25 protein-coding genes are annotated in these 24,508 nt (G+C 70.6%); 6 read left to right on the top strand and 19 right to left on the bottom strand.

Features of this window, described 5'->3' with window-relative positions; genetic code table 11:
- Window positions 1-26 precede the first annotated feature (26 nt).
- From J5V16_RS03475 to J5V16_RS03440, 8 genes are all read right to left on the bottom strand, one after another.
- The gene (locus tag J5V16_RS03475) at window positions 27-938 is read right to left on the bottom strand and encodes an anchored repeat-type ABC transporter permease subunit (RefSeq protein ID WP_307792854.1); all 912 of its coding nucleotides are present in this window, start codon (window positions 936-938) and stop codon (window positions 27-29) included.
- Window positions 935-1,681 (bottom strand): anchored repeat-type ABC transporter ATP-binding subunit, encoded by a 747-nt coding sequence (locus tag J5V16_RS03470; protein ID WP_208494617.1) that lies wholly within the window; start codon window positions 1,679-1,681, stop codon window positions 935-937. Before J5V16_RS03470 ends, J5V16_RS03475 begins: the two co-directional genes overlap by 4 nt.
- The gene (locus tag J5V16_RS03465) at window positions 1,671-3,074 is read right to left on the bottom strand and encodes a TIGR03773 family transporter-associated surface protein (RefSeq protein ID WP_208494616.1); all 1,404 of its coding nucleotides are present in this window, start codon (window positions 3,072-3,074) and stop codon (window positions 1,671-1,673) included. Before J5V16_RS03465 ends, J5V16_RS03470 begins: the two co-directional genes overlap by 11 nt.
- A complete protein-coding gene (locus J5V16_RS03460; RefSeq protein ID WP_208494615.1) occupies window positions 3,071-4,573 on the bottom strand; it encodes an anchored repeat ABC transporter, substrate-binding protein in 1,503 nt (500 codons plus the stop codon). The genes J5V16_RS03465 and J5V16_RS03460 overlap by 4 nt, the downstream gene beginning before the upstream one ends.
- Window positions 4,570-5,631: a WxL protein peptidoglycan domain-containing protein gene (locus J5V16_RS03455; protein WP_208494614.1), complete on the bottom strand. Its 1,062-nt coding sequence runs from the start codon at window positions 5,629-5,631 to the stop codon at window positions 4,570-4,572. The genes J5V16_RS03460 and J5V16_RS03455 overlap by 4 nt, the downstream gene beginning before the upstream one ends.
- Window positions 5,632-5,709: 78 nt before the next feature.
- Window positions 5,710-6,330 (bottom strand): choice-of-anchor M domain-containing protein, encoded by a 621-nt coding sequence (locus J5V16_RS03450; protein WP_208494613.1) that lies wholly within the window; start codon window positions 6,328-6,330, stop codon window positions 5,710-5,712.
- Window positions 6,331-6,333: 3 nt separating this feature from the next.
- Window positions 6,334-6,975, bottom strand: a complete 642-nt coding sequence (locus J5V16_RS03445; RefSeq protein WP_208494612.1) for a choice-of-anchor M domain-containing protein — start codon at window positions 6,973-6,975, stop codon at window positions 6,334-6,336.
- A 20-nt stretch (window positions 6,976-6,995) separates the two neighbouring features.
- Window positions 6,996-8,834 carry a choice-of-anchor M domain-containing protein gene (locus tag J5V16_RS03440; protein WP_208494611.1) on the bottom strand — a complete coding sequence of 613 codons (1,839 nt, stop codon included), beginning with the start codon at window positions 8,832-8,834 and terminating at the stop codon, window positions 6,996-6,998.
- 304 nt (window positions 8,835-9,138) lie between these two features.
- On the opposite strand from J5V16_RS03440, the gene J5V16_RS03435 reads away from it, so the two are divergent.
- Window positions 9,139-10,200 (top strand): LLM class flavin-dependent oxidoreductase, encoded by a 1,062-nt coding sequence (locus J5V16_RS03435; protein ID WP_208494610.1) that lies wholly within the window; start codon window positions 9,139-9,141, stop codon window positions 10,198-10,200.
- Between the two features lie 701 nt (window positions 10,201-10,901).
- On the opposite strand, the gene J5V16_RS03430 is transcribed toward J5V16_RS03435, so the two are convergent.
- From J5V16_RS03430 to J5V16_RS03415, 4 genes are all read right to left on the bottom strand, one after another.
- Window positions 10,902-11,603, bottom strand: coding sequence for a hypothetical protein (locus J5V16_RS03430; RefSeq protein ID WP_208494609.1), 702 nt, complete (start codon window positions 11,601-11,603; stop codon window positions 10,902-10,904).
- On the bottom strand, window positions 11,600-12,460 hold the full coding sequence (locus J5V16_RS03425; protein ID WP_208494608.1) for a carbohydrate ABC transporter permease: 861 nt from the start codon (window positions 12,458-12,460) through the stop codon (window positions 11,600-11,602). Before J5V16_RS03425 ends, J5V16_RS03430 begins: the two co-directional genes overlap by 4 nt.
- Window positions 12,457-13,419, bottom strand: coding sequence for a carbohydrate ABC transporter permease (locus J5V16_RS25345; RefSeq protein ID WP_208494607.1), 963 nt, complete (start codon window positions 13,417-13,419; stop codon window positions 12,457-12,459). The genes J5V16_RS03425 and J5V16_RS25345 overlap by 4 nt, the downstream gene beginning before the upstream one ends.
- 65 nt (window positions 13,420-13,484) lie before the next feature.
- Complete coding sequence (locus J5V16_RS03415) at window positions 13,485-14,858, bottom strand: ABC transporter substrate-binding protein (RefSeq protein ID WP_208494606.1); 1,374 nt, start codon at window positions 14,856-14,858, stop codon at window positions 13,485-13,487.
- Between the two features lie 300 nt (window positions 14,859-15,158).
- Here J5V16_RS03415 and J5V16_RS03410 point away from each other — a divergent pair, with 300 nt between their 5' ends.
- Both J5V16_RS03410 and J5V16_RS03405 read left to right on the top strand, forming a co-directional pair.
- Complete coding sequence (locus J5V16_RS03410; RefSeq protein ID WP_408612372.1) at window positions 15,159-16,139, top strand: hydroxyacid dehydrogenase; 981 nt, start codon at window positions 15,159-15,161, stop codon at window positions 16,137-16,139.
- A gap of 92 nt (window positions 16,140-16,231) precedes the next feature.
- Window positions 16,232-17,254 (top strand): LacI family DNA-binding transcriptional regulator, encoded by a 1,023-nt coding sequence (locus tag J5V16_RS03405; RefSeq protein WP_307792853.1) that lies wholly within the window; start codon window positions 16,232-16,234, stop codon window positions 17,252-17,254.
- A 35-nt stretch (window positions 17,255-17,289) separates the two neighbouring features.
- On the opposite strand, the gene J5V16_RS03400 is transcribed toward J5V16_RS03405, so the two are convergent.
- Window positions 17,290-17,889: a TetR/AcrR family transcriptional regulator gene (locus tag J5V16_RS03400; RefSeq protein WP_208494603.1), complete on the bottom strand. Its 600-nt coding sequence runs from the start codon at window positions 17,887-17,889 to the stop codon at window positions 17,290-17,292.
- A gap of 100 nt (window positions 17,890-17,989) precedes the next feature.
- On the opposite strand from J5V16_RS03400, the gene J5V16_RS03395 reads away from it, so the two are divergent.
- On the top strand, window positions 17,990-18,970 hold the full coding sequence (locus J5V16_RS03395; protein WP_208494602.1) for an NADP-dependent oxidoreductase: 981 nt from the start codon (window positions 17,990-17,992) through the stop codon (window positions 18,968-18,970).
- A 93-nt stretch (window positions 18,971-19,063) separates the two neighbouring features.
- On the opposite strand, the gene J5V16_RS03390 is transcribed toward J5V16_RS03395, so the two are convergent.
- The 6 genes from J5V16_RS03390 to lhgO all read right to left on the bottom strand — a co-directional run bounded on the left by J5V16_RS03390 (window position 19,064) and on the right by lhgO (window position 22,757).
- Window positions 19,064-19,717 (bottom strand): ADP-ribosyltransferase, encoded by a 654-nt coding sequence (locus J5V16_RS03390; protein WP_208494601.1) that lies wholly within the window; start codon window positions 19,715-19,717, stop codon window positions 19,064-19,066.
- Window positions 19,710-20,204, bottom strand: coding sequence for a WXG100-like domain-containing protein (locus J5V16_RS03385; protein WP_208494600.1), 495 nt, complete (start codon window positions 20,202-20,204; stop codon window positions 19,710-19,712). The genes J5V16_RS03390 and J5V16_RS03385 overlap by 8 nt, the downstream gene beginning before the upstream one ends.
- Before the next feature lie 60 nt (window positions 20,205-20,264).
- Window positions 20,265-20,603, bottom strand: a complete 339-nt coding sequence (locus J5V16_RS03380) for a WXG100 family type VII secretion target (protein ID WP_208494599.1) — start codon at window positions 20,601-20,603, stop codon at window positions 20,265-20,267.
- A 2-nt stretch (window positions 20,604-20,605) separates the two neighbouring features.
- Window positions 20,606-21,004 (bottom strand): hypothetical protein, encoded by a 399-nt coding sequence (locus J5V16_RS03375; protein ID WP_208494598.1) that lies wholly within the window; start codon window positions 21,002-21,004, stop codon window positions 20,606-20,608.
- A gap of 66 nt (window positions 21,005-21,070) precedes the next feature.
- On the bottom strand, window positions 21,071-21,472 hold the full coding sequence (locus tag J5V16_RS03370; protein ID WP_208494597.1) for a YbaB/EbfC family nucleoid-associated protein: 402 nt from the start codon (window positions 21,470-21,472) through the stop codon (window positions 21,071-21,073).
- A gap of 94 nt (window positions 21,473-21,566) precedes the next feature.
- Window positions 21,567-22,757 carry an L-2-hydroxyglutarate oxidase gene (gene lhgO, locus J5V16_RS03365; RefSeq protein ID WP_208494596.1) on the bottom strand — a complete coding sequence of 397 codons (1,191 nt, stop codon included), beginning with the start codon at window positions 22,755-22,757 and terminating at the stop codon, window positions 21,567-21,569.
- A 135-nt stretch (window positions 22,758-22,892) separates the two neighbouring features.
- Here lhgO and J5V16_RS03360 point away from each other — a divergent pair, with 135 nt between their 5' ends.
- Window positions 22,893-23,465 carry a TetR/AcrR family transcriptional regulator gene (locus J5V16_RS03360; RefSeq protein WP_208494595.1) on the top strand — a complete coding sequence of 191 codons (573 nt, stop codon included), beginning with the start codon at window positions 22,893-22,895 and terminating at the stop codon, window positions 23,463-23,465.
- A gap of 93 nt (window positions 23,466-23,558) precedes the next feature.
- Window positions 23,559-24,500 carry an NAD-dependent epimerase/dehydratase family protein gene (locus tag J5V16_RS03355; RefSeq protein ID WP_208494594.1) on the top strand — a complete coding sequence of 314 codons (942 nt, stop codon included), beginning with the start codon at window positions 23,559-23,561 and terminating at the stop codon, window positions 24,498-24,500.
- Window positions 24,501-24,508: the final 8 nt, after the last annotated feature.

Below are 24,508 nucleotides of genomic sequence, written 5' to 3'. Positions count from 1 at the left end.
CGCGTTCGAACACCGGTGTCGTACCCCTATGGGACGCTGTCCTTTTTCACTGGTAGTGGTGAAGGTGGGACTGGGCGGGTACCCGGGGCCACCCGTACGCCCGCCCGCAGGCGCCTCCAGAGGAGGCCGTGCTTCGGGGCCGCGAGCCAGGCCAGGAGGAACATCGCGGTGAGCATCAGGACGACCATGCCGCCGGCCGCGAGGTTGTAGTGGTACGAGAGGTACAGGCCCGCAACCGATCCGAAGGCCGCGAGCGCGCAGGCCGCGGCGGTCATCGTGGCGAGGCGCTCGGTGCCCATGCGCGCCGTCGCCGCCGGGGTGACCAGGAGGGCCAGGACGAGGACGTTGCCGACCGCCTGGAGCGCCACCACGATCGCGGCCGTGACCATCGCGTACAGGACCATGTCGAGAAGGAGCACCGGCAGGCCCGAGGCCTTCGCGGTCTCGCGGTCGAGGCTCACCGCGATGAGCTGGCGGCGCAGCAGGAACGTGAGCGCGACCAGGACCGCGCCCACCGAGGCGACGGCGCGCACGTCGTCGTCCCCGAGCGCCAGGATCTGTCCGAAGAGGAATGAGGTGAGGTCGCCGGTGTAGGCGTCCTGGGTCGAGACGATCACGATCCCCAGCCCGAACGACCCCGCCCAGAACACGCCGATCACCGTGTCCTCGTTGAGACGCCGCGTCTGGCTGATCAGCGCGATCGCCACCGCCGTCACGATCCCCGCGACCGCGCCGGTCAGCGCCAGGTTCGCATGGATCACGAACCCGACCGCGACCCCGGGGAACACCGCGTGCGCCACCGCGTCGCCGATGAACGCCATGCCGCGCAGCACCACGAAGGTCCCGACCACGACGCAGACGACCGCCGCGATGAGCGCCACGATGAACGCGCGCTGCATGAACTCGAGCTGCCAGGGCTCGGTCAGCCACTCGATCACTCGGCCTCCCTCGCGGTCCCGGTGAGCAGGAGTTCGGACTCGGCGACCCCGAACGCCCGCAGCCACAACGACGGATCGTCCAGTTCAGACGGCGGGCCGTCGGCGACCACCGTGCGGTTGAGCAGGCACAGGCGCGTGCACACCGCCCGGGCCTGGGCGAGGTCGTGGGTGGTCATCAGGATCGCAGTGCCCTCCTCGGCGAGCTGGGTGAGCAGCCCGACCAGCAGCTCCTGGGTCGGGACGTCGACGCCCGTGAACGGCTCGTCGAGCAGCAGCAGCCCGGGCTCGCGGGCCAGCGCGCGGGCGACGAGGACCCGCTGGCGCTGGCCGCCCGAGAGCGCCCCGATCGGGCGAGCGGCGAGGTCGGTGAGGCCCACGCGCTCGACGGCGGCCGCGGCGGCCTCGCGGTCGGCGCGGCGGGGTCCGGTCCATTGAGTCGCGGTGCGGGCGTTGAGGACCGCTGCGGCGACGGTGATCGGGAAGTCCCACGCGAACTCGTGCTTCTGGGGCACGTAGCCGAGGCGGCTCCGGGCCGCGCGGGGCGGCCTGCCGCCGATGTGGACGGTGCCGGTGTCGGGGGCGAGGAGGCCTAGCACGGCGCGCAGCAGCGTGGTCTTGCCCGCGCCGTTGGGGCCGATGAGTCCGACCGTGTCGCCGGGGCCGACGGCGAGGTCCACGTCGTGCAGGACCTGGTTGCCGCCCAGGGTGACCGCGAGTGCCGATACTTCGAGGTCAGCCCGCATCGGCTGCTCCCTTGCGGCGCTTGCGGGTCGCGATCATGATGACCGCGCCGACGATCACGGCGACGGCCGCGGCGCCGAGGCCCCAGAGGAGCCGGCCGGTGCCGGTCGTGGGCAGGAACCCGTTGTCGTCCTCGTCCCCGCCGCCCGGATCGGTGTCGCCCGAGCCGCCGCCCGAGCAGGCTTCGTCGGGGTCGACGGCGGCGCCGACCGCGAGTTGGATGTCCTTGGTGGCGGTCACGGTCTCGCCGTCGCCGGTGGTGGCGGTGAATTCGACGGTGAGGCGGTAGACGCCGGGCTCGGAGAAGGTCCAGTTGCCGTGCGCGTGGGTGTTGCGCGGGATGGAGACGGTCTGCGGCAGGGCTTCGGAGGAGTCGAAGAGGACCTCGGCGCCGCCGAAGGTGCCGGTGAGGAAGATCGTGAACTCGCCGGGTCCGTCCACTTTGGCGAGATTCCATTCGATCGCGCCGGGGACGCCTTCGATGACGCTGGGGTCCTGGGTGTTCCAGCCGGGCCAGACGATGCCGGAGGCCTGGACCTGCGGCAGCATGTAGATCTCCTGGCCGGTCTCGCCCAGGAAGTCGAAGTCGCCCTCGGGGATGGGGAACAGCGCGGTGTCGGGGACCTGCAGCACGACGTCGTCGAGTTCGCGCCAGACGGATTCGGCGGCGCGGTCGTCGCGCAGCTGCGCGGTCCAGGCGCCGTCGACGAAGCGGGGGCCGATGTCGATGTGGCCGTCGGCGATGATCTCGCAGGAGGTGCCGGCCTGCGCGCCGCCGCTGTTCGGCTGCTCGTCGGTCGCGATCGCCTGCGCCTCTTCGGTAGTGATCTCCTCGGCGGTAAGGCTGTAGGTGGTGCGGGCAGCGGTGGTGGCTTGGCCGCGGCCGGTCGCGGCGACCGTGCCCTTCGCCTGGTCTTCGGTGGCAACGAGTTCGAGCGTGTATTCACCGGGTTCGTCCACTGCGAGGACCACCGGCGTGGTCGTACCCGCGGTCAGCGTGAACGGCGCGCCGACGGCGGTCGAGGCGAGCGGCGCGGCGGTGCCCGCGCCTTCGAAGGTGTACAGCCAGGCGTCACCGGGGCCTTCGGTCTTCGCCAGGGAGACTCGGACATCGGCGTCGACTGCTGCGGCGTCGAGGGTCGGGAAGGTCTGGCCGTCGACGGTCCCGGCGATCCAGACGAGGTCGCCGGGCGCGCCGAGGAAGGCGAAGTCCCCGCGTTCGGGCACGAGCGACGGCACGGTCTCCAGTTCGGACGGCGCGTCGATCTTCAGGCGCGCACCGGAGGTCGCGAACTCGGCGAGGCCTTCGGCCTCCTCCGCGTTCGCGGGGGCGGCGTGCAGCCCGGCGGCCAGCGCGGCGGCGCCGGCGAGGGCCGCCATCCGGTGGGGTCTCATTGGTCTCCTCCCAGGCAGCGGCTCAGCTCGGAGGCGTTCTGCCGCATCATGTCGATGTAGGTGGGTGCGTCTTGGGGCAGGGCGTCGCCGTGCAGGGTGCAGACCTGGACGCCTTGGTCTTCGGCGACCTGGCGGAGCACGGAGGCGCGGGCGTGCAGGTTGGGTTCGACGAAGACGGCCCGCACTTGGAGGTCGGCGATGGTCTCGGTGAGGGCTTCGACCTGTTTGGCGCTGGGTTCGGCGGCGGGGTTGGGGACGACGAATCCGGCGATCTGCATGCCGTAGGCGTCGGCGAGGTAGCCGAAGGCGTCGTGGGTGGTGATGAGCTGGCGGTCGGCTTCGGGGATGGTGGCGATGGCGGCGGCGACTTCGGCGTCGAGGTCGTCGAGTTCGGCGAGGTAGGCGTCGCGGTTGGCCTCGTACGTGTCGCGGCCGTCGGGGTCGAGTTCGATGAGGGCGGCGGCGATGACCTGGACGTAGGCCTTGGCGTTGGCGACGTCCTGCCACAGGTGGGGGTCGATCTCGCCGTGGACGTGCTTGCCGAGGACGGCTTGCGGCAGTTGGTAGACCTCCTCCCCCGCCGGGCCGAGGAACGCGAACGGCTCGCCTTCGGGAACGGCCTCGATGGCTTTGGTGGGCACGTCGATCACGACGGTGTCGGGGGCGAGCTCGCCGCGGTCGTCGTCGCGGACGGTGAAGCCGCCGGTAGCGAGGTCGACGGTGAGGTCGGCGTGGCCGCCGTCGAGGACGGTGGCGCCGGGTCGGACTTCGCGGGGGTTGACGCCGACGGCGTAGGTGAAGGTGGCGGTGCCGGCGTCGGTGGTGGCGCCGTTGTCGGTGAGGGTGGCGGCGGCGGTGAGGGTGTAGACGCCGGGTTCGGTGAAGGCCCAGTTGACGTGGGTGTGGGCGTTGGGCGGGAGGGTGATGACGTCGTTCTCGGCGAGGCCGTCGGCGGTGTCCCAGTAGATCTCGGGTTGTCCGAAGGCGTCGGTGAGGAACATGGCGGCCTGGCCGGGGCCGGTGAACTCGGTGAGGCGGACGCCGATCTCGGCGGAGCGGGTCTCGGTCTCGCCGCGGACGCCGAAGCCGAGCCAGACGGTGTCGAGGCTGATGTTCTCGACGAGGGGCATGAGCTTGGCGCCGTAGGGTTCGGCGTTCTCGGCGAGGGAGAGGTTGGGGACGCCGTCGGGGACGTTGGCGTCGAAGAGCTTGATGAGGGGGTGGTCTTCGAGGAGGAGGTGGTTCGTGAAGGCGAGTTCGGCGCGGGCGACTTTGGCGGCGTCGTTGGGGCTGGGTTCGTAGGAGTGGGGGTCGCCGCCCGGGGGAACGACCGTGTCGACGGTGACGCGGTCGCCGCCGACGATGTCGGTCCAGTTCTTGATGAGTTCGGTGGTGACGACGACGTCGATGCCGTCGCCGGTCCCGCCTGTACCGGTGCAGCCGGTGAGGAGGAGGGCGGCGGCGGTCGCGCCGGTGAGGATGGTGGGGGTGCGCCTCATGCTGCGGCGGGCTCCTTGTCGTCGGCGGGTTCCGGTTCGGGGGCGGGCTGGATGGCTTTGCGCCGCTTGCGTTTGCGGCTCTTGGCCCAGATCCAGGCGGCGAGGGTGAGGAGGGCGAGGACCGCGGCCTGCGTCCACGGCGGGGCCCACAGGGTGGTCTCGTCGGAGCGGGACGGCAGGGGCGCTGCGGCGTCGGCTTCGTTGGCGGCTTCGGGCCTGACGGTGAGTTCGAGGTGCTCGTAGAGGAGCGGCCAGACGCCGTCGAGGCGGGCTTCGCCCTCGTAGCGGTCGCCGGGGAGGATCTGCGGGAGTTCGGCGACGGTGACCTCGCGTTCGAGGAGGCCCCAGGGGCCGGAGACGCGGGCTACGAGCGTCCCTTGGAGACGGACGTTGCCGGTGTTCGCGACGGCGTACTCGAAGCTCACGTCGCCGGGTGCGGCGGGGTTCCAGGTGTAGTGGAAGGCCTCTTCGTCGGATTCGGGGACGAGGGCGGGGTCGAGTTCGCCGGTGACACGGAGGTGGATGCGGGCGCCGACGCGGCGTTCGACCTGGATCTCGTTGCCGGAGGCGTCGGTGGCGGTCTCGGTGACGGCCGCGACGATGCCGCCCACGTGGTCGCCGGGAGTGGCGTCGGCGGGGACGGTGAGGGCGAAGGGCACGTCGAGGCGGGTCTGCGGGGCGATGGTGACCCGGGATTCGTTGAAGCCGACCCAGGACCCGGCGTCCACGGGGTCCTCAGTGGAGGGCAGGAGGTCGAACGCGCCGGTCTCGGTGGTGTAGGCGTCGGAGGCGTACAGGTCGACGGTGATCGGGGCGGTGCCGAAGTTGGAGACGCCGACGAAGTCGATGAGGGTCTCGCCGGGGTCGAGCTCGTAGTCGAAGGCGGCGCGGCCGTCCGGTCCGTCCTGGCTGGAGGGGTTGACGCCCCAGGTGACGGCGGCGGGCTCCACCTCGGCCTCTTGGGCGGCGGCGGAGGCCCCGGCGAGCAGCGCGGCGGCCGTGAGGGCGACGGCCAGCGCGGCGGCGCTCGCGGCGGTGAGGGCGGGATTGGGTTTCACTGGGGGACTTTCGGATCGGGGGCGCGGGGCGGCCGAGTGCTGCGGCCGCCCCGCTTTCCTGTGGGAGGGAACCTGGTCCTAGCCGACGTCGAAGGTGTAGGTGACGGGGTCGGAGGTCACCGCGCCGTTGGTGGTGTGGGTGGCGCTGAGCTGGAAGGTGAGCGTGTACGTGCCGGGCTGGGTGAAGACCCAGGTCGGGTGATGGTGGGTCTCGGTGACGGCGATCGCGCCGTCGTCGCAGGCCGGGTCGGTGTGGAGTCGCGTGGTGTTGGTGGAGGCGTCGTAGACGGCGACCTGGCCGCCGCTCGGGGCGGTGTAGGAGACGAGGTCGGCCGTGACCGAGCCGCCGAAGGAGGCGAGGGTGAGCGCTTCGGTGTTCCAGCCCGCCCAGAGCTTTCCGGCGGTTTCGAGGCGCGGCAGGACCCAGTTGGTGCCGAGGTCGGTGCGGCAGTTGGTGGCGCTGGCGGTGGTCACCTGGTGGGCGCTGTGGACGTCGAAGAGGACGTCGGCGGGTTCGAGGACGGTGCCGTTCGCCAACTCCACGTGCAGGTCGAGCTTGTTGGCGTTGTCGTCGTAGGCGAGCGCGAGGACGTCCACGTGGCCGGAGCCGACGGTGGTGGCGGCCTGCGCGGTGCCGGCGAACAGGAGGGCGGCCGCGGCGCCGAGGGCGGCGCCGGCCTTGATCATCGTGGATCGCATGGGTCAGGCCTCCACCCAGAACCAGTAGTCGACCTCGCCGGTCGAGACGGTCTCGCCGGTCGCGGCGAGGACGCCTTCAGCCTCGACGGTGAGCTTGTAGAGCCCGGCTTCGCCGAAGGCCCAGTTGAGGTGGCCGTGGCCGCCGGCGGTCACCTGCCACGAGCCGGGGCCTTCGTCGGAGTCGAATTCGACCGCGGGCGTGCCGAAGTCGTCGACGGTGTAGAGGTCGACGTCGCCCCAGGCGTCGTGGACGGTGAGGGTGAGGGTGTCGTTCGCGAAGTCGCCGGGGGCGATCTCCTCGGCGCCGTAGCCGGCGAAGAGGAGGCCCGCGACCTCGGTGTCGGGGAGGATCCAGACGTCGTCGCCGGGGGCGCCGAGGAAGTCGTACCCGGCCGGGATCGTGGTCTTGGCTTCATTGTTCGCCTTGAGGACCACCTCGCCGGGGGCGTATTCGGCGGCGTGCTCTTCGTCGTGGACGTGGAGGTCGAGCGCGCCGTCCTCGTAGGCGAGGCCGAAGACGTCGACGTGGCCTTCGGAGAGGACGGTGTAGCGGCCGGAGCCTTGGGCGGTCGCCGGGGCGGCGGTCGCTGCCAGGACCGCGGCTGCGGCGGCCGCGACGGCGGCGTACTTGGTGACGGTTCGCAAGGGGGTTCCTTTCGGGTGGGTTAGATGGCGGTGAAGGTGACGAGCGCGGTGTAGGTGCCGGACTCGACGTCGGTGGGCAGATCGAGGTGCAGGTCGGCGCCGAGCACGCAGGTGCCGTTGCCGGACCCGGCCGCGGCGGCGGCGAGGATCTGCGAGGTGGCGAGGCCGGGGCCGCCGTCGAGCGCGCCGGCGACGGCGGGTCCGGGGGCGACCTGCTGGCTCGCGCCGGTGGAGACGACGCCGGGGCGCCAGCCGAGGTGGGTGCTGCTGAATCCGCCTGCGCCGCTGGTGAACTGCGAGACCTGGGCGGCGGCGTTCCAGCCGGGGTCGGCCGAGCGGGTGTCGGTCACGGTGACCGGGCGGAGCTCGCCCTCGGTGGTCCAGCGGGTGGCGGTGGGGTCGAGCGCCATGGCCGGGAGGACCACGTCGCGGTCGGCGGGGTCGACGCTGATGACGAGCCCGCCCGCGTCGGTGTCAACGGTGGCGGTGATGGTCTGGGTGCTCTCGAGGTCGGGGTTCCCCGGGTCGCCGGGGTCGGGATCCTCGCCGGGCCAGGGGCCGACGACGAAGACGAACTTCTCGGGTGCGGAGCTGACGGGGGTGCCGTCGGCCAGCACGCCCTCGGCCTGCCAGGTCAGGGTGTACACGCCGGGGGCGCTGAAGAGCCAGTCGGCGTGGGCGTGGGTCTTGGACCTGGTGGCGATGGTGTCGGGGAGGCCGTCGGCGGTGTCGGCGTAGAGGACCGTTGGTTCGATGCCGTCGCCGGGGATGAACATGAGCAGGTCGCCGGGGCCGCTGAAGTCGGTGAACTCGAGGTCGAGGGCGTCGTCGCGGAATGTGCCGGCGGGGATGTCGGAGTTCCAGCCGGGGAAGAGGACGCCCTGCTGCTGGCTGCTGGGCAGCCACCAGAGCTTGTCGCCCGCGTCATAGCGGTCCTCGACCTGCCAGTAGTCGACGAGCTCCTGGCTCAAGGTGAGTTCAGAGGCGGGGCCAGCGTGGAAGGCCACGTCGTCGGGGTCGCGGTGGACGGTGTCGGGGCTGTGGAGCTTGGTGCCGTCCTTGACGTCGAGGGCGAGCGCGCCGTCGGCGAAGGTGGTGGCGAGGACGTCCACATGGCCTTCGTCGAGGACGAGGCGGCCGTCGAGGTCGGACGTGCCCGGATCCGGGTCCGGGTCCGGGTCGGGGTCTTCGCCGGGGAGGTCGCCGACGACCCAGTGGTAGTCGACGTGTCCGGTGGACACCTCGGTGCCGTCGGCGAGGGTGCCGGTGAACTCCCAGGTGAGGGTGTACTCGCCGGTGGCGGTGAAGGCCCATGTGGAGTGGACGTGGGAGTTGGTGTTGACGCTGATCGCGTCGGGCAGGCCGTCCCGGGTGTTGAAGAAGACGTTCGGGGTGCCGAAGTTGCCGAGCCCCCACAGCGCCACCTCGCCCGGTCCCTCGGCGCCGACGAGGCGCATGGACACCTTGTCGTCCTTGAAGGTCCCGGTGTCCAGCTCCTCGGTGCTCCAGCCGGGCCACAGCAGGGTGTGGTCCTGCGTGAACGGCAGCAGCCAGATCGGGTCGCCGGGCGCGCCGATGAAGTCGAGCACGCCGCCTTCGGGGATCGCCATCTCGGCGTGCGGCAGGACCTGGAAGACCACGTCGGCGGGGTCGTGGAACTTGACCGCGTCGCCGGTGTCGTCCTTGACGCGCAGGCCGAGCTTCCCGTGCTCGTAGGTGACCCGCATGGCGTCGGTGTGGCCGACCGAGAGCACCGCGGGTTCGGCCGCGGGCTGGGCCGGAGCCGGGGCCGCCAGTGCGGTGAGGAGGAGCGCGGCGGCGAGCGCTCCGGCTCGCGGCAGCGCTGAGGTCAGGGTCATCCGGGGTCCTTCAGGGGTTCAGGGGCGGGGTCGAGATTTATGGTAACGGTAATCATTGTCATTATGGAAGTCCTCAAGGGGCACGGGTTCCGGTGACGTTGAATACCAACAGGATGCGCATATGAGGATGCGCGCATCGACGGCCGCGGCGGACACTGCGGAGAGAACAGAGAGCCCGGAAAAGCCGGAGGACCCCGGGCCGGGCTGCGAGTTCCGACCCGGGGCGCGCTCGTCGTGGACGAACGCCATATGAAACTATACTATGTCGATAGGATATATATGATCATTGGATTCGGAGACCTCCGTGAGCAGCGAACACCTCTGGTACATCCCCAACCAGACCCGCCCCGGGCACCGCGGCGACGACGTCGTCGAAGGCCACAACAGCCTCGAGACCCTGACCGCCCAGGCCGAAGCACTCGAGGCCCACGGCTGGGACGGCGCGCTGCTCGGCACCAGCTGGGGTCGGCCGGACACGTTCACCGTCGCCACGGCGCTGGCGGCGCGGACCACGTCGTTCAAACCGCTCATCGCCATCCGGCCCGGGTACTGGCGCCCGGCGAACTTCGCCTCGGCCGCCGCGACGCTCGACCACCTCAGCGGCGGCCGGGTCCTGGTCAACATCGTCTCGGGCCACGACGGGCAGGCCGCCTACGGCGATACCGAAGGGGCGCAAGCGGACCGGTACGCGCGCACGAAGGAGTTCCTGCAGATCGTGCGGCGGTTGTGGACCGAAGACCAGGTGACGTACCAGGGCGAGTACTTCCAGGTCACCGATTCGAGCCTCGAGCTGAAGCCGGTGGCGACGGGCGAGCGACGGCATCCGCGTCTCTACTTCGGCGGGGCTTCCGAAGCGGCCGAGCGCGTCGCGGCGGCCGAGGCCGACGTGCAGCTGTTCTGGGGCGAGCCGCTCGACGGCGTCGCCGAGCGCATCGACCGGCTCAAGCAGCTCAGTGCGACCCTGGGCCGCGAGCACGCGCCGCTCGAGTTCGGCCTGCGGGTCACGACCCTGGTGCGGGACACCGCCGAGCAGGCCTGGGCCGACGCCGAAGCGAAGGTCGCGCAGATGAGGGAGGCAGGGAAGCGCGCGCCGGACCACGACTGGAGCCGCGCCACCGGCCAGCAGCGGCTCCTCGCCCTCGCCGAACGCGGCGACGTGCTCGACGACAACCTCTACACCGCCCCCGGCAGGGTCGGCGGCGGCGGCGCGGGCACGACCTGGCTCGTCGGCACGGCCGAGGACGTCGCAAAGTCCCTGCGCAAGTACGAGGCGCTCGGCATCAGCCACTTCGTCCTCTCCGACACCCCGTACCTCCCCGAGATCAAGCGCCAGGGCGACCAGCTCCTGCCGCTTCTGCGCGGCTAGCCGGCCGCCCAGAGTTCCGCTCCCGCCCCGACGGTCGCTCCCTCCCGCTCCGACGTTTCGCCCCCGCGCCGGAGAGAGCGCGGGTCCTCAAAAGCATCAGCGACGGCAACGGCGGGATCGGTTCGAAGTGCGCTCCCGAACCGCGGTGGTACTGGTGTCGCGCTTTTGTGTCGGACCCTTCAGGCATCGTTGCATCGGGGGCCTCGGCGGGCGACACACCCGACCGCGGGGGACGAAGACGCCCGGATCCCTTGCAGCCCAACACGACCGGCGCGAAACGTGAACACTTTCGACCCTTGTGGGTGTTGCCGGTGGACGCGGCCGGGCGGACCATTGACATACGCACAGGGATATGGGATTCGCACAGGAGTCGAGCAGGTGCAAGCAGACTGAGCCAAGCCTCTGGCCGGCTCGACTGACCTCGCGATCCCGACCCCACTACGACACTGACAGGAGTGGGCTCGCCCCCCAGTGCTATCGGGTTCCGCAGCTGTTCCGGCCTCGGCTGGACCGGGTGGAAGACGGCCCCGTCGGGATCACCCTGACCGGGCGGCACGTGCTCTGAACGAGGCACAACGTACACGCAGGCGCAACGCCCACCATAGCCGGAACCTCGTGCACACCAGACCAGACCATCAGGCGGCAGCGCCCTCGCGGCGAAGCCTGCCCGCACGAGAATGGAGGAGCGAACACCCTCGTGGTCAGCCGATGAGCGCTGCGGCCTTGCGGTCGAAGCCCGTCACGCGGTTGGCGGTGAGGAGCGTCCAAACCGCCAGAGCCGGGAGGAACAGGGAGAGGTTGGCGCCGAAGACCGGCAGCTGCGTCGCGACCAGAGCGGCCGCGAGGACGGCGAGCCAGGCGAGCGGGGCCAGCGGGCGAGCCGCCGCGGCGTGCAGCGCGAGCGTGAGGACTTCCAGGGGACGACCCGAAGCGCCTTGCAGTGCGACGCAGCAGACCGCGACGACCGCCGCCGCCACGAGTACTCCCCCGGCCGTGACCGCCAGGAACGCGCCGTCACCGTCGCCGTACAGGGCTGCGTTGTAAGCCAGCAGCAGCTCCATCGCGGCCGCGCCCGCCCACAGCCAGCGCAGACGGGCGGTACCGGTGGCGAAGTCCGACCAGAACCGCTTGAACAGGCGGCCCTGGTAGCCGTGTTCGGCGATGAAGCCGCGCATCCCGGCGAGGACCGCGTACGCGCCCGGTCCGATCGGGAGTGCGGCGAGGACGCCGAGCCAGATGGCCGCGTGGGAGATCCGGCCGGAGGCCTGGTCGACCACGATCGCGGGCAGCGCGGTGAGGAGGAACAGCGCGGAGATCGCGAAGCACTGGAAGACCGCGAGCAGGACTCGTGCGAGCCTCCCGTCGTAGGCGAAGAGGCCGCGGGCGGCGCCGATGGTGCTCATCCCTTCACCGCCCCGATCGACATGCCCTTGATGAAGTAGCGCTGGAACGCGGCGAAGAGGATCACCGAGGGGACGGTGGCGACGATGGCGCCGGTGTAGATGAGCTCCCACTGGGAGGCCATGAGGCCGGACATGCGGCTGAGGGCGACGTTGATCGTGCCGGCCGAGGAGGCGTCGAGGAACACCAGCGGGATGAAGAAGTCGTTCCACAGGCCCAGCGCCTGGATGATGACGAACGCCGAAGTCACCGGGAGGAGCATCGGGAAGACGATGGACCAGAAGGTGCGCAGGCGGCCCGCGCCGTCCATGTTCGCGGCCTCTTCGATCTCGCGCGGCACGCCTTTGATGAAGCTGCAGTACAGCAGCACGCCGAAGGCGGCGGACCCGCCGAAGTGGACGAGCATGACGCTGGTGAGGGTGCTGTAGAGCCCGACCTCGTTCATGGAGGTCACGAGCGGGATCATCCGCACCTGGAACGGGATCATGAGCCCGGCGATGAAGAGGAGGTAGATCCACCGGCCGGTGCGGCCGCCGACCCGCTCGATCCCGTATGCGGCCATGGGGACCAGGGCCATGAGGATGACGAGCGTCCCGGCGGTGATGATCGCGGTGTTGAGCAGCGCCTCGCCGTACTCGGTGGTCTGGAAGAGGGTGAGGTAGTTGCTGAAGTCGAGCGAGGTCGGCAGCCCCATCGGGTCCTTGGTGATGTCCGCGTAGCTGCGGAAGGAGTTGAGGAGGGCGTACAGCACCGGGAAGGACACGGCGATCACCAGGATCGCGAGCACGGCCATCACGATCAGCTCGCCGGCGGTGAGGCGGCGCCGCTCCTTGGCGCGCTTGGGCTTCGGGTCGGTCATGCCTGGATCTCCCTGCTGCGCATGTAGCGGTTGGCGATCACCGTGGTGGCCATGACCACGATGAACAGGACGACGGCGGCGGCGCTGCCGTAGCCCGCGCGGTACTCGCCGAAGCCGACCTTGTAGATGAAGAAGGCCATGGTCTCCGAGATGAACCCGGGCCCGCCCATGGTGAGGACCATGATCTGGTCGAAGATCGTCCACCCGGCGATCATCATGAGGGTCATGTTCACGGTGACGGCCCCGGCGAGCATCGGCCAGGTGACGTAGCGGAACACCTGGGCGCGCGAGGCGCCGTCGATGCGGGCGGCCTCGACGAGCTCCTGCGGCACCGACTGCAGGTTCGCCAGGTAGATCAGGGTCGTGTTCCCGCCCAGGGTGAAGCAGATGATGAACAGCAGCACGCCGATGACGATGTCGTGGTCGCCGAGCCAGTCGCGGGTCTGCGCGTCGAGGCCGAGGCCCTTGAGGGTGGCGTTGACGGCGCCGAAGTTGAAATTGAGCACGTACTTCCAGATGGTCGCGGCGATGAAGCCGCTGACCAGGGCCGGGAGGTACACGATGGTGCGGAAGAACCCCTGCGCGTGGTCGAGCTTGTCGAGCATCATCGCGACGGCGAGGGCGATCACGTTGACGATCACGGCAGAGCCGAGGCCGAGGATCAGGGTGTTCTTGACGGCGTTCCAGAACCGCTCGCCGGTGAGGATGTCCTCGTAGTTGCGCAGGCCCACGTACTCGAAGGTGGGGCTGATGCCGTCCCAGTCGGTGAAGCTCAGCTGGATCGACTGCAGCGAGGGCACGATCATCATGAGCGCGTACAGGATCGCGGCGGGCGCGATGAACAGGAGCATCGCGATGCGCTGCCGGTCGAAGCGGGGGCGGCGGCGCCCCGGCGCGGGCCGCGCGGCGGGCGGGGGCTCGGCCGGGAGTGCCTTGACGAGCACTTGCTGGTCGGTCACGGGTCGTCCTCTCTGACGGTTCGGGCGGCGCCCCGGGGCAGGCGCCGCCGAATGGGTCGGTGGCCTTAGCCCTCGGCCATGTTCTTCTCGAACTCGCCCTGGGACTTCTCGATGAGCTCGTCGATGGTGATCTGGTCGTCCATCATCTCGATCCGGCTCTGGCGGAAGAAGGTCTGGAACGTCGAGTGGTTGGGGTTGGTCGGCGAATTCTCGTACCAGGAGAGCTTCGGGTTCTCCAGGAGCGCGAAGTAGTCAGCCGCGCCGGGGATGCTCGAGTTGCGCTCGACCTCCGCGCCCGCCTTGATGTTCGGGGAGACGACACCGGTCTGCTCCATGAGGTTGCAGGCCTCGACCGAGTAGTAGTACTCGAGGAACTCCACGGCCGCGTCGTACTGCTCGCCGTCCTCCTGCGCCTGCTTGGAGATGGCGATGCCCGCGGCGGTGTCGCCGTTGACGGAGTTCTTCAGCACGTGGAGGGTGCCGTCGTCGGCGGGGATGATGAAGAGCCCGGCGTTGAAGTCGGGGTCGACCTTGGCGATGTCGTTGAGCCGCCCCAGGCCCGCCGAGGAGGTCGCCATGATCGCCTGGCCGTTGACGAGGAGCGTCGAGGTCTGGGCGTCCTGCGTGGACTGCCAGCCTTCGAGGGCGTACTCGTCGGTGATGGTCTTCAGCCGCTCCATGGGGTCGCGCAGGTCGGCGATGGTCGCCTCCCCGGCCTCGACGGCGTTCCAGTAGCCGCCGCCCTCGCTGAACTCCGCGAAGGTGGGGGCGGCGAGGGGCTTCCAGATCTGGTCCGAGGGCCAGACCTCGGCGGCGGCCATCGCGAGCGGCGCGTCGCCGTTGGCCTTGATCGCGTCCAGGAGCGCGATGAACTCGGCGTAGGTGGTGGGCACGGCGAGGCCGTTGGCCTCGAAGTAGTCCTTGTCGTAGACGATGTTGAACCCGATCTCGCCGTTCAGCGCGGTGCTCGGGACGATGTAGACGGAGCCGTCCTCGGCGGGCGCGTACACCTCGTCGCTGAGCAGGGAGGTCACGCTCTCGGGGATCGGTGCGATCTTCCCGGCCTCCATGTAGGTGAGGGTGTCGCGCATGTCGACCAGGGCCGGCCAGTTTCCGGTCGCGTCCACGGTCTTCAGAGCCGTCGCGTAGTCCGCGGCGGACGGCAGCGGCTCGGGCTCGACGACCACGGTGCTGCTCTGGGCGTTGAACGCCTCGGTGACCGCGGTGACGACGGCGTTCCAGGTGGCGTCGCCGGTGGCGTACAGGAACCGGATCAGGGTCTTGCCGCCCTCGCCGCCGCCTCCGGCCGAGGGTCCGCACGCGGCGAGCGCGGGCGCCGCGACGGCGGCGGTCGCACCGGCCTTGACGACCGCGCGACGCGAGAGGTTGACGCCGGGCTGCGCCTCGCGGGCCGCGGCCCGCTCCGTCCCAGTGCTCATGGGTACTCCTTCAGGGGTTGCGCTCCGAGTGGCGCGCTCTTCGACACCGGGATAGAAACCGGATTCTGTGAGACTAGGTGAGGCCCCTCACGAACGCAAGCCGAGTTTGCCGAATCGTTACATGCAGAGGTCGGAACAGCTCCTTCAGGCGATGAAACTGCAGGTAGTTCATTGTTTGCGTGAGACGGTGAAGCGGCTGAGGATCGGACTCGACAAACCCATCCGGGTCCCTTACAGTAGAAATCGATTTCTATATGAACCGTTCGGAGGACCCTTCTCGTGGCCCAACTCCCCAAGGCGATGTTCGCGATGAACCCCGTGTTCCTGCCGCAGCTCTTCCCCGAGCCGCTGCTGCGCCGCCTCACCGCCGTGCTCGACATCGACCCCGACGCGGTGACCGAGCGCTTCGACGGCGCGGACGACGCACTCGCCGAGGTCGAGGTGATCGTCTCCGGCTGGGGCGCACCGGTCCTCGACGCCGAAGCCCTGGAACGCGCGCCGAAGTTGCGGGCCGTGCTGCACGCCGCGGGGTCCGTCAAGGGCCACCTCGGCGAGGCCGTCTGGGAGCGCGGCATCGAGGTCGCCTCCGCGGCGGGCGCGAACGCGCTGCCGGTCGCCGAGTACACGCTCGCCGCGATCCTCATGGCGGGCAAGGGGATCTTCGACCTCCGCGAGCGCTTCCGCGACGAGAGGACGTTCGAACTCGGCCACATCCACCCCGAGGTCGGCAACTTCGGCCTCCACGTGGGCCTCATCGGCGCCTCCGCCATCGGGCGGCGGGTCGCCGAACTGCTGCGGCCCTTCGACATCGAGGTGCTGCTCGCCGACCCGTACGTGAGCGCCGAGGACGCCGCCGCGCTCGGCGCGCGCCTGGTCGACCTCGACCGGCTGGTCACCGAGGCACACGTCGTCAGTGTCCACGCCCCCGACCTGCCCGAGACCCGCCACCTCATCGACGCCGCCCGCCTCGCCGCGATGAAGGACGGCACCGTCCTGGTCAACACCTCGCGCGGACGCCTGGTCGACACCGACGCGCTCGTGGCCGAACTGCGCACCGGCCGCCTCTCGGCCGTCCTCGACGTCACCCACCCCGAGCCGCCGCCGGCCGACTCGCCGCTGTTCGACCTGCCCAACGTCTTCATGACCCCGCACGTCGCGGGCTCGCACGGCAACGAGCTCGCCCGCATGGGACAGTGCATCGTGGAGGAGGCCGAGCGACTCGCGGCCGGACTCCCCCTGGCCCACCGGGTCGACCCCGAACTGCTCGGGAGGCGGGCGTGAGCGCCGCCGGGTGATCTAGCCTTGTGAAACGTCAGGACACGAAAGGGGCACGGCTGGTGCGCGAGACCTCAGGCGGCGGTAGGCGTCCCACCGTGAAGGATGTCGCGGCCGCCGCGGGCGTGTCCGCCCCCACCGTCTCCCGCGTCCTCGCCGGCAACTACCCGGTCGCCCCGGCCACGCGGGCGAAGGTGCTGCGCGCCATGAAGGACCTCGACTACGTCGTCAACGCGCACGCCCGCGGCCTCGCGGGCGCGACGACCAAGACCATCGCCTTCATCGTGGACGACGTGACCGGCCCCTTCTTCGCCTACATCGCGCGCGGCGTGGAGCAGCAGGCCGCCTCCGAAGGGCGGCTGTGCCTGCTGTGCACCACCCACGGCGACCCCGAGCGCGAGTTCGCCGTCGTGGAGCTCATGCGCGAGCAGCGCGCCGAGGCCGTGATCCTCGTGGGCGGAGCCCTGGACAACGAGGTGTACAAGGAGCGCATGGCGTACTTCGCGAAGGCGCTCGACAAGTCCGGCTCGCACCTGGTCCTGTGCGGCCGGCCCTCGCTCGGCGAGGACGTCCCGGCGCTGGTCGTCCAGTACGACAACGTGGGCGGCTCGTACGCCATGACCGCGCACCTGCTCTCGGCCGGGCACCGCCGGATCTGCTACCTCGGGCGCGCCCTCGGCCTCTCCACTTCGGACGAGCGGGTCGAGGGGTTCCGGCGGGCCCACGCCGACCACGGCGTCGAGCTCGACGAGACGCTCATCCTGCCCGGCCCCTTCCAGATCGACAGCGGCTACGCGCTCACCAAGCGGCTCCTGGCCGAGCGGAGCGACGTGACCGCGATCTTCGCGGGCACCGACATGGTCGCCATCGGCGTCCTGAAGGCCTTGCGGGAGAAGGGCATCCGCGTCCCCGAGGACATGTCCGTGGTCGGCTTCGACGACATCCCGATCGCCGCCGAGCTCACCCCGGCGCTCACCACCGTGCATGTCCCGCACGAGCAGCTCGGCCGCGAGGCCGTGCGACTCGCCCTGCGGCGCAGCGAAGGCGCGACCACCGACAGCGTCCTCCTCGGCACCCACATCGTCGTGCGCGACTCGGTCGCCCCGCCGAAACGACGCTGACCGGTCGGCAGCGCACCTGCACGCAGTTCGCTCGGTCAGCCGAGTTCCGGGGCCGCTTCGGGGAGCGGGCTCGCGCCTTCGGGGCGCAGGCCGTCGAGGATGAGCGCGAGGTAGCGGCGCCACAGGTCGGGCGAGGCGTCGGGGACGTAGCCCGCGATGTAGTTCGGGGCGCACATCAGCAGGAAGACGTCGGCTCCGGTGACATCGGCGCGCACCGCCCCGTGCTCGCGTGCGCGCTCGACGAGCCGTTCGATCGCGGTCATCATGCGACCGCGGGCACGGTCCACATCGGGCATCGCCTCGCTCGCGGCGGCTAGGAACGACAGGTCGCGCTCCTGGCGCTGCATGGCGGCGGCGGTGAGGAATTCGCGCAGGGCCGCTCCGGCGTCGTCGGCCTCGCGGAGCGCTTCGCCGAGATCGCTTAGGGCCGCCATGCGGTCGATGAGGATGGCCGCGATGAGCTCGTCCTTGGTCGCGAAATGCCGGAAGACCGTGCCTTTGCCGACCCCTGCCCTGCGGGCGATGTCCGCGACCGAGGCGTCGAGCCCGCGTGCGGCGAACTCGTCGGCCGCGGCGGCCAGGAGCAGCCTGCGGTTGCGGGCGGCGTCGGCGCGGAGCGGGCGGGTGTCGGTCATGCCCCCAGCCTAGCAAGTTGACCGTGCGGTCCGGTTAGTGCTAGCGTTCCCGAACGAAGCGGACCGTAAGGTCCGTTTATCGGATCGCTTTGGAGGACAGATGAAAGCAGTCGTCGCGCTCGACTACGGCCCGCCCGAGGACTACACCGTCGCCGAGATGCCGGCCCCCAGGCCCGGTCCCGGGCAGATCCAGGTGCGCATCGCCGCCGCCTCGGTCAACCCCGCCGACGTGAAGGTGCCCAGCGGCGAGTTCCGCGAGCAGTTCCCGCTCGAGTTCCCCCATGTTCCCGGCAACGACTTCGCCGGCACCGTCAGCGAAGTCGGGGCCGGGGTCGAGCGGTTCAAGGTCGGCGACGAGGTCTTCGGGCAGGCCGTGCCGCGCGCGCTCCGCGCGATGGCCGGCGCCGAGCGGCCCTCGCTCACCACCGGCGCGCTGGCCGAGTACGCGGTCTTCGAGGCCGACACCCCGTTCATCGCCCTCCGGCCGGACGGGCTCGGCGTCGAGGAGGCGGCGGCGCTGCCGACCGTTGGCCTGACCGTGCGCGCCGTCCTGGCCAGCGCGGACATCGGGCCCGGCGCTTCGGTGCTCGTGATCGGGGCCTCCGGCGGCGTGGGCACGGCGCTGCTGACGTCGCTGGCGGCGTCCGCGAGAGTGACCGCGACGGGCCGGCCGGAGGACGCGGAGCGGCTGCGGGACCTCGGTGCGGCGCAGGTGATCGGCTACGAGGACGAGTACCCGTCCGGCGTGGACGCCGTCTTCAATCTGGTGCTGCCTGGCGACGGGCTTGTCGAGGCGGCCGCCGCGCTGCGGCCGGGCGGGCGGCTGGTGACGATCACCTTCCCTGTGACGCAGCCGGAATGGCTTGGCCGCGACAATGTAGACCTGCGGTTCGTGCTCGACATGGACGGGCGGCTGGGCGGGATGCGGGAGGTCGCCGAGGCGGCCGTAAGCGGCGAACTGGCGGCCGTGATCGGTCGCCGGTACACGCTCGACGAGGGGGCGCGGGCGGTGGCCGACTTCGCGCGGCGGCACACGTTCGGGAAGCTCGTGGTGCGGGTCGAGCCCGGGTTCGGGAATTGAGGAAGCCTCCGGTCGCATCGGTGGTGCTGCAACCGATCGGGCCGGAGGCTTCCGTTCATGGCGTGGCGGGTGCGGGCCGGGGCGCGGCCGGCCTCACCCCAGCTGCGTCATGTCGATGTAGGTGGTGTCGCCGTCCTGGCGCCTGTCCGTGATCTTGAAGAGCGCGCCGCGGTCGAAGAGGACTTCCTTCTGGTGTCCGAAGTTCGAGTCGCGGCCGACGTCGCGTCCGGTGATCCCATCGACCTTGAAGATGGCGCCGGGGCGCTTCTCGCCGGAGAAGCCGCCGGTGGCGATGGTCTTGAACTGGTTCGCGATCCGCTCGCTCGTGGACGTGCTCATGAACGCGGGATCGGAGTACAGGTCGCCCGTCTTGTACTTGTCGAGCCATGGTCCTCCGGGCAGTCCGCGCCAGGTCACCCGTTCATCGGGCACGGGGCGCTTTTTCAGCGCGTCCGAGACTTCCTGCGCCTGCTTGTCGAGCCGGGCCCTGTCCTCCGGGCTGTAGCTCGACTTGTCCGTCGCCCGCAGGTACCGGTTCAGTTCGTCGCTGTTGTCGGTGTAGCGGCGGATCGGGTCGTCGGCGCCGTCCTGGTCGCCTCGACCGCCGCTGTCGCCGCCCCGGTCGCGGGTCTTGGGCGTCGGCGGCGAGAATCCGCCGTCGTCGAGGGCCCTGGTGAGGATCCTCGCTCCGGTGCCGGAGCCTTCGCCGTCGCTGCCGCTGCCGTCTCCGCCTCTGCTCCTAGCCATTCATGATCCTGTTGGTGGCCATGCCCATCAGCTGGTCGATGATGAGTCCGGTGATCTGCTTGAAGATGGGGATCTGCGCCAGCGAGGCGCCGAACGTGAGCGGCGCGGTCGCCAGCGCCCATGCGATCTGCGCTGCCAGGAGCGCCAGTTGCACGATGATCTGGATCTTGAGGGCCATGACGATCCCGGCCATGACCGTCAGGCCGATGTTGAGCTGGTTGGCCGGGTCCGCGGCCTTGGACAGGGCGGCGGGGGACGACTCCTCGGCTTCCCATTCCTTCTGGAAGGCGTCGATGTGGGCGCCGGTGTTGCCCTCCAGGAGGGTCCGTGCCGCGGCCTGGAGTCCTTCCACCCTCTCGGCGACCTTGTCCGCCATGCCGGTCCACTCTCCGGCCAGGTTGAACATGGACTCCTCATCGGACTCGGGCCACTCGTAGCCGAGTATGCCCAGCAGGCCGATGAGCTCTCCGGGCAGTTGCATACCCATGGGATGCGTTCTCCTTGCAGGGGAATTGGTTGCGGGGGTGCAGCGGGTGGGGAGCGGGCGTCAGCCGGTCGGTCGGGACTCGAGTTCGCCTTGGAGCCTGGTGAAGGACTGGGTGATCTCCTCTTCGGCCGCTTGGTGGTCGTCCGCCATGCCGCGCAGTGCTTCGGAGAGGCCGCTCAGATCCTCGACGATGCGGGTGAAGCAGTCGGTGACCGCACCCATGCACACTTCGTGCGCGATGCCGCCCGCGGTGCCGATGATGTCGCCGCCGAAGGCGTCCGCGTACTGCCCGACCGCCGCGGTGAACTCGTCGAGCAGCGTCTGCACGTCGTCCTTGGCCGCGTCGAGCTCGTCCGCGGACTGGCGGATCGTCGCCGGGTCGACATCGAAGCCCGCCATGGTCATCGGCCTCCGTGGAGCTTGGCCATGAGGTCGCCGATGGCGGCGTCCATGTCCTTGAACTGCTGGAGCGAGGCGTCCTGCATCCGGGCCACCTGTTCGTTCATCGCCGCCTGGTCCGGGACGGGACCGGTGAGGGCGGACATCGCGGTCCGCTGGTCGAGCGCGTCGTTGATCGCCAGCATGAGCTGCTCGACGAGGGCTTCCGGGCCGTCCCGGAGGGCGCTGAGGGTCATCCTGATCCGCTCGAACCGGCCGTCGGCCCCGAGCGTCACCTTGATGCGCCCCTCGGCCGCCTCGGTCAGGATCGGCTCCGCTTGCCCTCCAGGCAGAGCGGGCCCCTGCGCCATGGTCTCGCGGGCCTGCGAGAGCTGCTGCGCGATCTGGTCTTCTCCGAACATGCCGACCTCCGCGCCGCACTATACCTGAAGAAAGCTAACTGAAAGTTTCCCGCTCCGTTGCCGGGATCACTTGTGCCCGTTGAGCTTTGCCATGACCTGGGTGATCGACTCGCTCATGGCCTGGAGCTGCCGGACCCCGGCGTCCTGAACCGCGGCCAGTGATTCGCCGATGGACCCCAGGTCGGGGACGCGCTCGTCCGCGGTCACCATCGTCGCCCGCTGGTCGAGGGCGTCGTTGAGCGCCGCCAGGACGTGCTCGGCGATGTAGTCCGTGCCTTCCTTCACCGCCTTGGGATCCACATTGATCGCCGAGACGCGGCCGTCGGCCCCGAGCGTCACGCTGATGCGTCCTTTCGCGGCCTCCGCCGTCACCGGCACCGCCTGGTCGGCCTCGGGCGAGGCGGTCGCCTTCGCCAGGGCCGCCCGCGCCTCGGCCAGCTCTTGTGCGAACCCGCCTTCTCCGGTCATCAATCCTCCTGCGCCGCTGCGAATACGAGACCGGATGATCGTATCGCGTGACGGGTGGGACCACCGGCGCGCGAAGCCGGGCAGGCGGGACGGCCTAGTCGAGGGCGTTCACAACGTGCTCGGCGATGGCCATCGAGGAGGTGGCGGCCGGGGAGGGGGCGTTGCGGACGGCGGTGACGGGGCCGAGGCGGTGGATGCGGAAGTCGTCGACGAGGGCGCCGTCGCGGTCGAGGGCCTGGGCGCGGACGCCGGCGCCGTCGCGTTCGACGTCGTCGATGGTGATGTCCGGGAAGTACCGCTGGGAGGCTTTCATGTAGGCGCGCTTGGAAAGCGAGCCGTAGACCTCGTGGGCGCCCATGCGCCAGTGGCGGGCGGCCATGCGCCACGCGCCGGGCCAGGCGGCGAGCCGGGCGAGGTGGGACGGGCTGAGGTCGCGCCAGCGGTAGCCCTCGGCGGCGAGGGCGAGGACGGCGTTGGGGCCGATCTCCACCGTGCCGTCCGTGCGGCGGGTGAAGTGGACGCCGAGGAAGGGGTAGCCGGGTTCGGGGACGGGGTAGACGAGGCCGCGCAGCTGCGCGGCCTTGTCGTTCACGACGCGGAGGTACTCGCCGCGGAAGGGGACGATGCGGGGGCCGGGCTCGTCGCCGGCGAGCGCGGCGACTCGGTCGGCTTGGAGTCCGGCGCAGAGGATGAGGCGGTCGACGGTGACGTGCTCGTCGCCGGAGTGGACGCGGACGCGGTCGCCGTCGGGCGCGATGCGGTCGACCGGGAAGCCAAGGCGCACTTCGCCTCCGGCGGCGGTCACTTCGGCGGCGAAGGCGCGGGCGACGGCGGCGTAGTCGGTGATGGCGCTGCCCGGGGAGTGGAGGGCGCCGAGTCCGGTGGCGTGGGGCTCGATCTCGCGCAGCGCTTCGGGGCCGACGCGGCGCAGGCCGGGGACGCCGTTGGCGGCGGCCCGCTCGTAGAGGGCGTCCAGGCGCGGGACCTCTTCGTCGCGGACGGCGACGACGAGCTTCCCGCACTCCACATAGGGCAGGTCGTGCGCGGTGCAGTACTCCTTGAGGAGGGCGACGCCGCGGGTGCACAGACGGGCCTTGAGACTGCCGGGCGCGTAGTAGATCCCGGCGTGGACGACGCCGGAGTTGTGACCGGTCTGGTGGGCCGCGACCCGGTCCTCCTTGTCGAAGACCACGACGCGGACGCCGGGGCGGCGGCGGGTGAGCTCGCGGGCGGTCGCGAGGCCCACGATCCCGGCCCCGACGACGCCGATCACCTCGTCACCCATGTGCACACGCCGCCTTCGGTTTCGGACCGGTTCGACCGGGGATGTCCCCCGAGTCGAGCCGACCATACCTGCCGCAATCGCTTGCACGCACCCCTGGGGTCGCGACGCGAAAAGAGTGAGTGTACAGTCATTCACATGAAGGAACGAGTGCTTTCCACGGCCGAGGAACGGCGTGGTGCGGTGGTGTCGAGCGCGATCGCGAGCTTCGCGCGCGGCGGGTTCCACACCGTCACGATCGCGGAGGTGGCCAAGCACGCCGGCATCTCCCCCGCGTACGTGTCGAAGCTGTTCTCCTCCAAGACGCAGCTGTTCGTAGCGGCGCTCGAGGAGTGCTACCGGCGCATCGTGGACGCGCTGGAGCGCGGCGCCGAGGCGAGCGAGGACGGCTCGCCCGATGCGGTGCTCGACGCCATGGGCGCGGCGTACGCCACGCTCATCGCCGACCGCGACCTGCTCGCGATCCAGGTGCACGCGCAGTCCGCCACGGCGGACCCGGTGATCGCCCGGACCGTGCGCCAGGGCATCGCGGCGCTGACCGAGTACGTCGCCGCCCGCTCACGGGCCGACGGCCCTGCCGTGCAGCGCTTCATGGCCTACGGGCAGCTGTGCCACCTGCTCACCGCGATCGACGCGTTCGACTCGGACGCCGAGTGGGCCGAGACGCTCACCGAGGGCATACGCCACATGCCGGCCCGCCGGCCTTCCTGACCGAACCGCGCCCCGACGGCCGAGTCCTGACGGGCGAATTTTTCAGCCCCATTAGTGAGTGACTAGCCACTCAACAATCTGAGGAGATCCATCATGAACGCCGCTCCCCTGCACGTCGTCCTCGGCGCCGGACCCGCCGGGACCGCCATCGCCGCCGAACTCGCGCAGCGCGACCTCCCGGTCCGCCACGTCTCCCGCAACGAGATCCCCTTGACCGACAAGCGGATCGAGCGGGTCACGGCGGACTTGTCCACTCCGGAGGCCGCCATCGCGGCCGCGGACGGCGCCTCGGTCGTCTACCACGCGGTCAACGTGCCGTATCACCTCCAGACCGAGGTCCTGCCGGGCATCACGACCTCGATCCTCATCGCGGCCGCGCACCAGGGCGCACGCCTGGTCGTGCTCGACACGCTCTACCCGTACGGCGAGGCGGACGGCGAGGCCATCACCGAGCAGACGCCCTGGGCTGCGACCAGCCGCAAGGGCCGGCTCCGCGCCGAACTCGACCGGCAGTACCTTGCGGCGCACCGCAACGGCGAAGTCAGCGTGGTACTCGGCCGGGCCGCCGACTTCTTCGGACCCGGCGTGCTCAGCTCCACCCTCGGCGGGGCGTTCTTCCCCGGCGCCCTCACCGGCGGGAAGGTCCTCGGCCTCGGCGACCTCGCTCTGCCGCACAGCTACACGTACATCGGCGACGTCGCACGCGGCCTCATCGCCCTCGGCACCGACCCGCGGGGCGACGGCCGCGTCTGGCACCTCCCGACCAACCCCGCGCTGTCGACGCTCGAAGTGCACCGGCACGTGGAAGCGCTCATCGGACGCGAACTCGACGTGGACGTCCTGACCGAACTCGTCGCGTACGGGCCCTTCGACGAGCAGTTCATCGGCGAATACCGCGAGATGTTCTACCAGCACCAGATCCCGCAGAACATGGTCTCGGCCGATTTCGAGGCCACTTTCGGGCTGCGGCCCACGCCGTGGCGCGAGGCGCTCCAGGCGACCCTCGACTGGTACCGCGCCGCGTTCAGCGCATGAGCGGACGC

It is taken from the genome of Glycomyces niveus (assembly GCF_017592475.1).
Taxonomy (GTDB): Bacteria; Actinomycetota; Actinomycetes; order Mycobacteriales; family Micromonosporaceae; genus Glycomyces; species Glycomyces niveus.
This window is presented reverse-complemented; position numbering and strand designations above follow the sequence as displayed.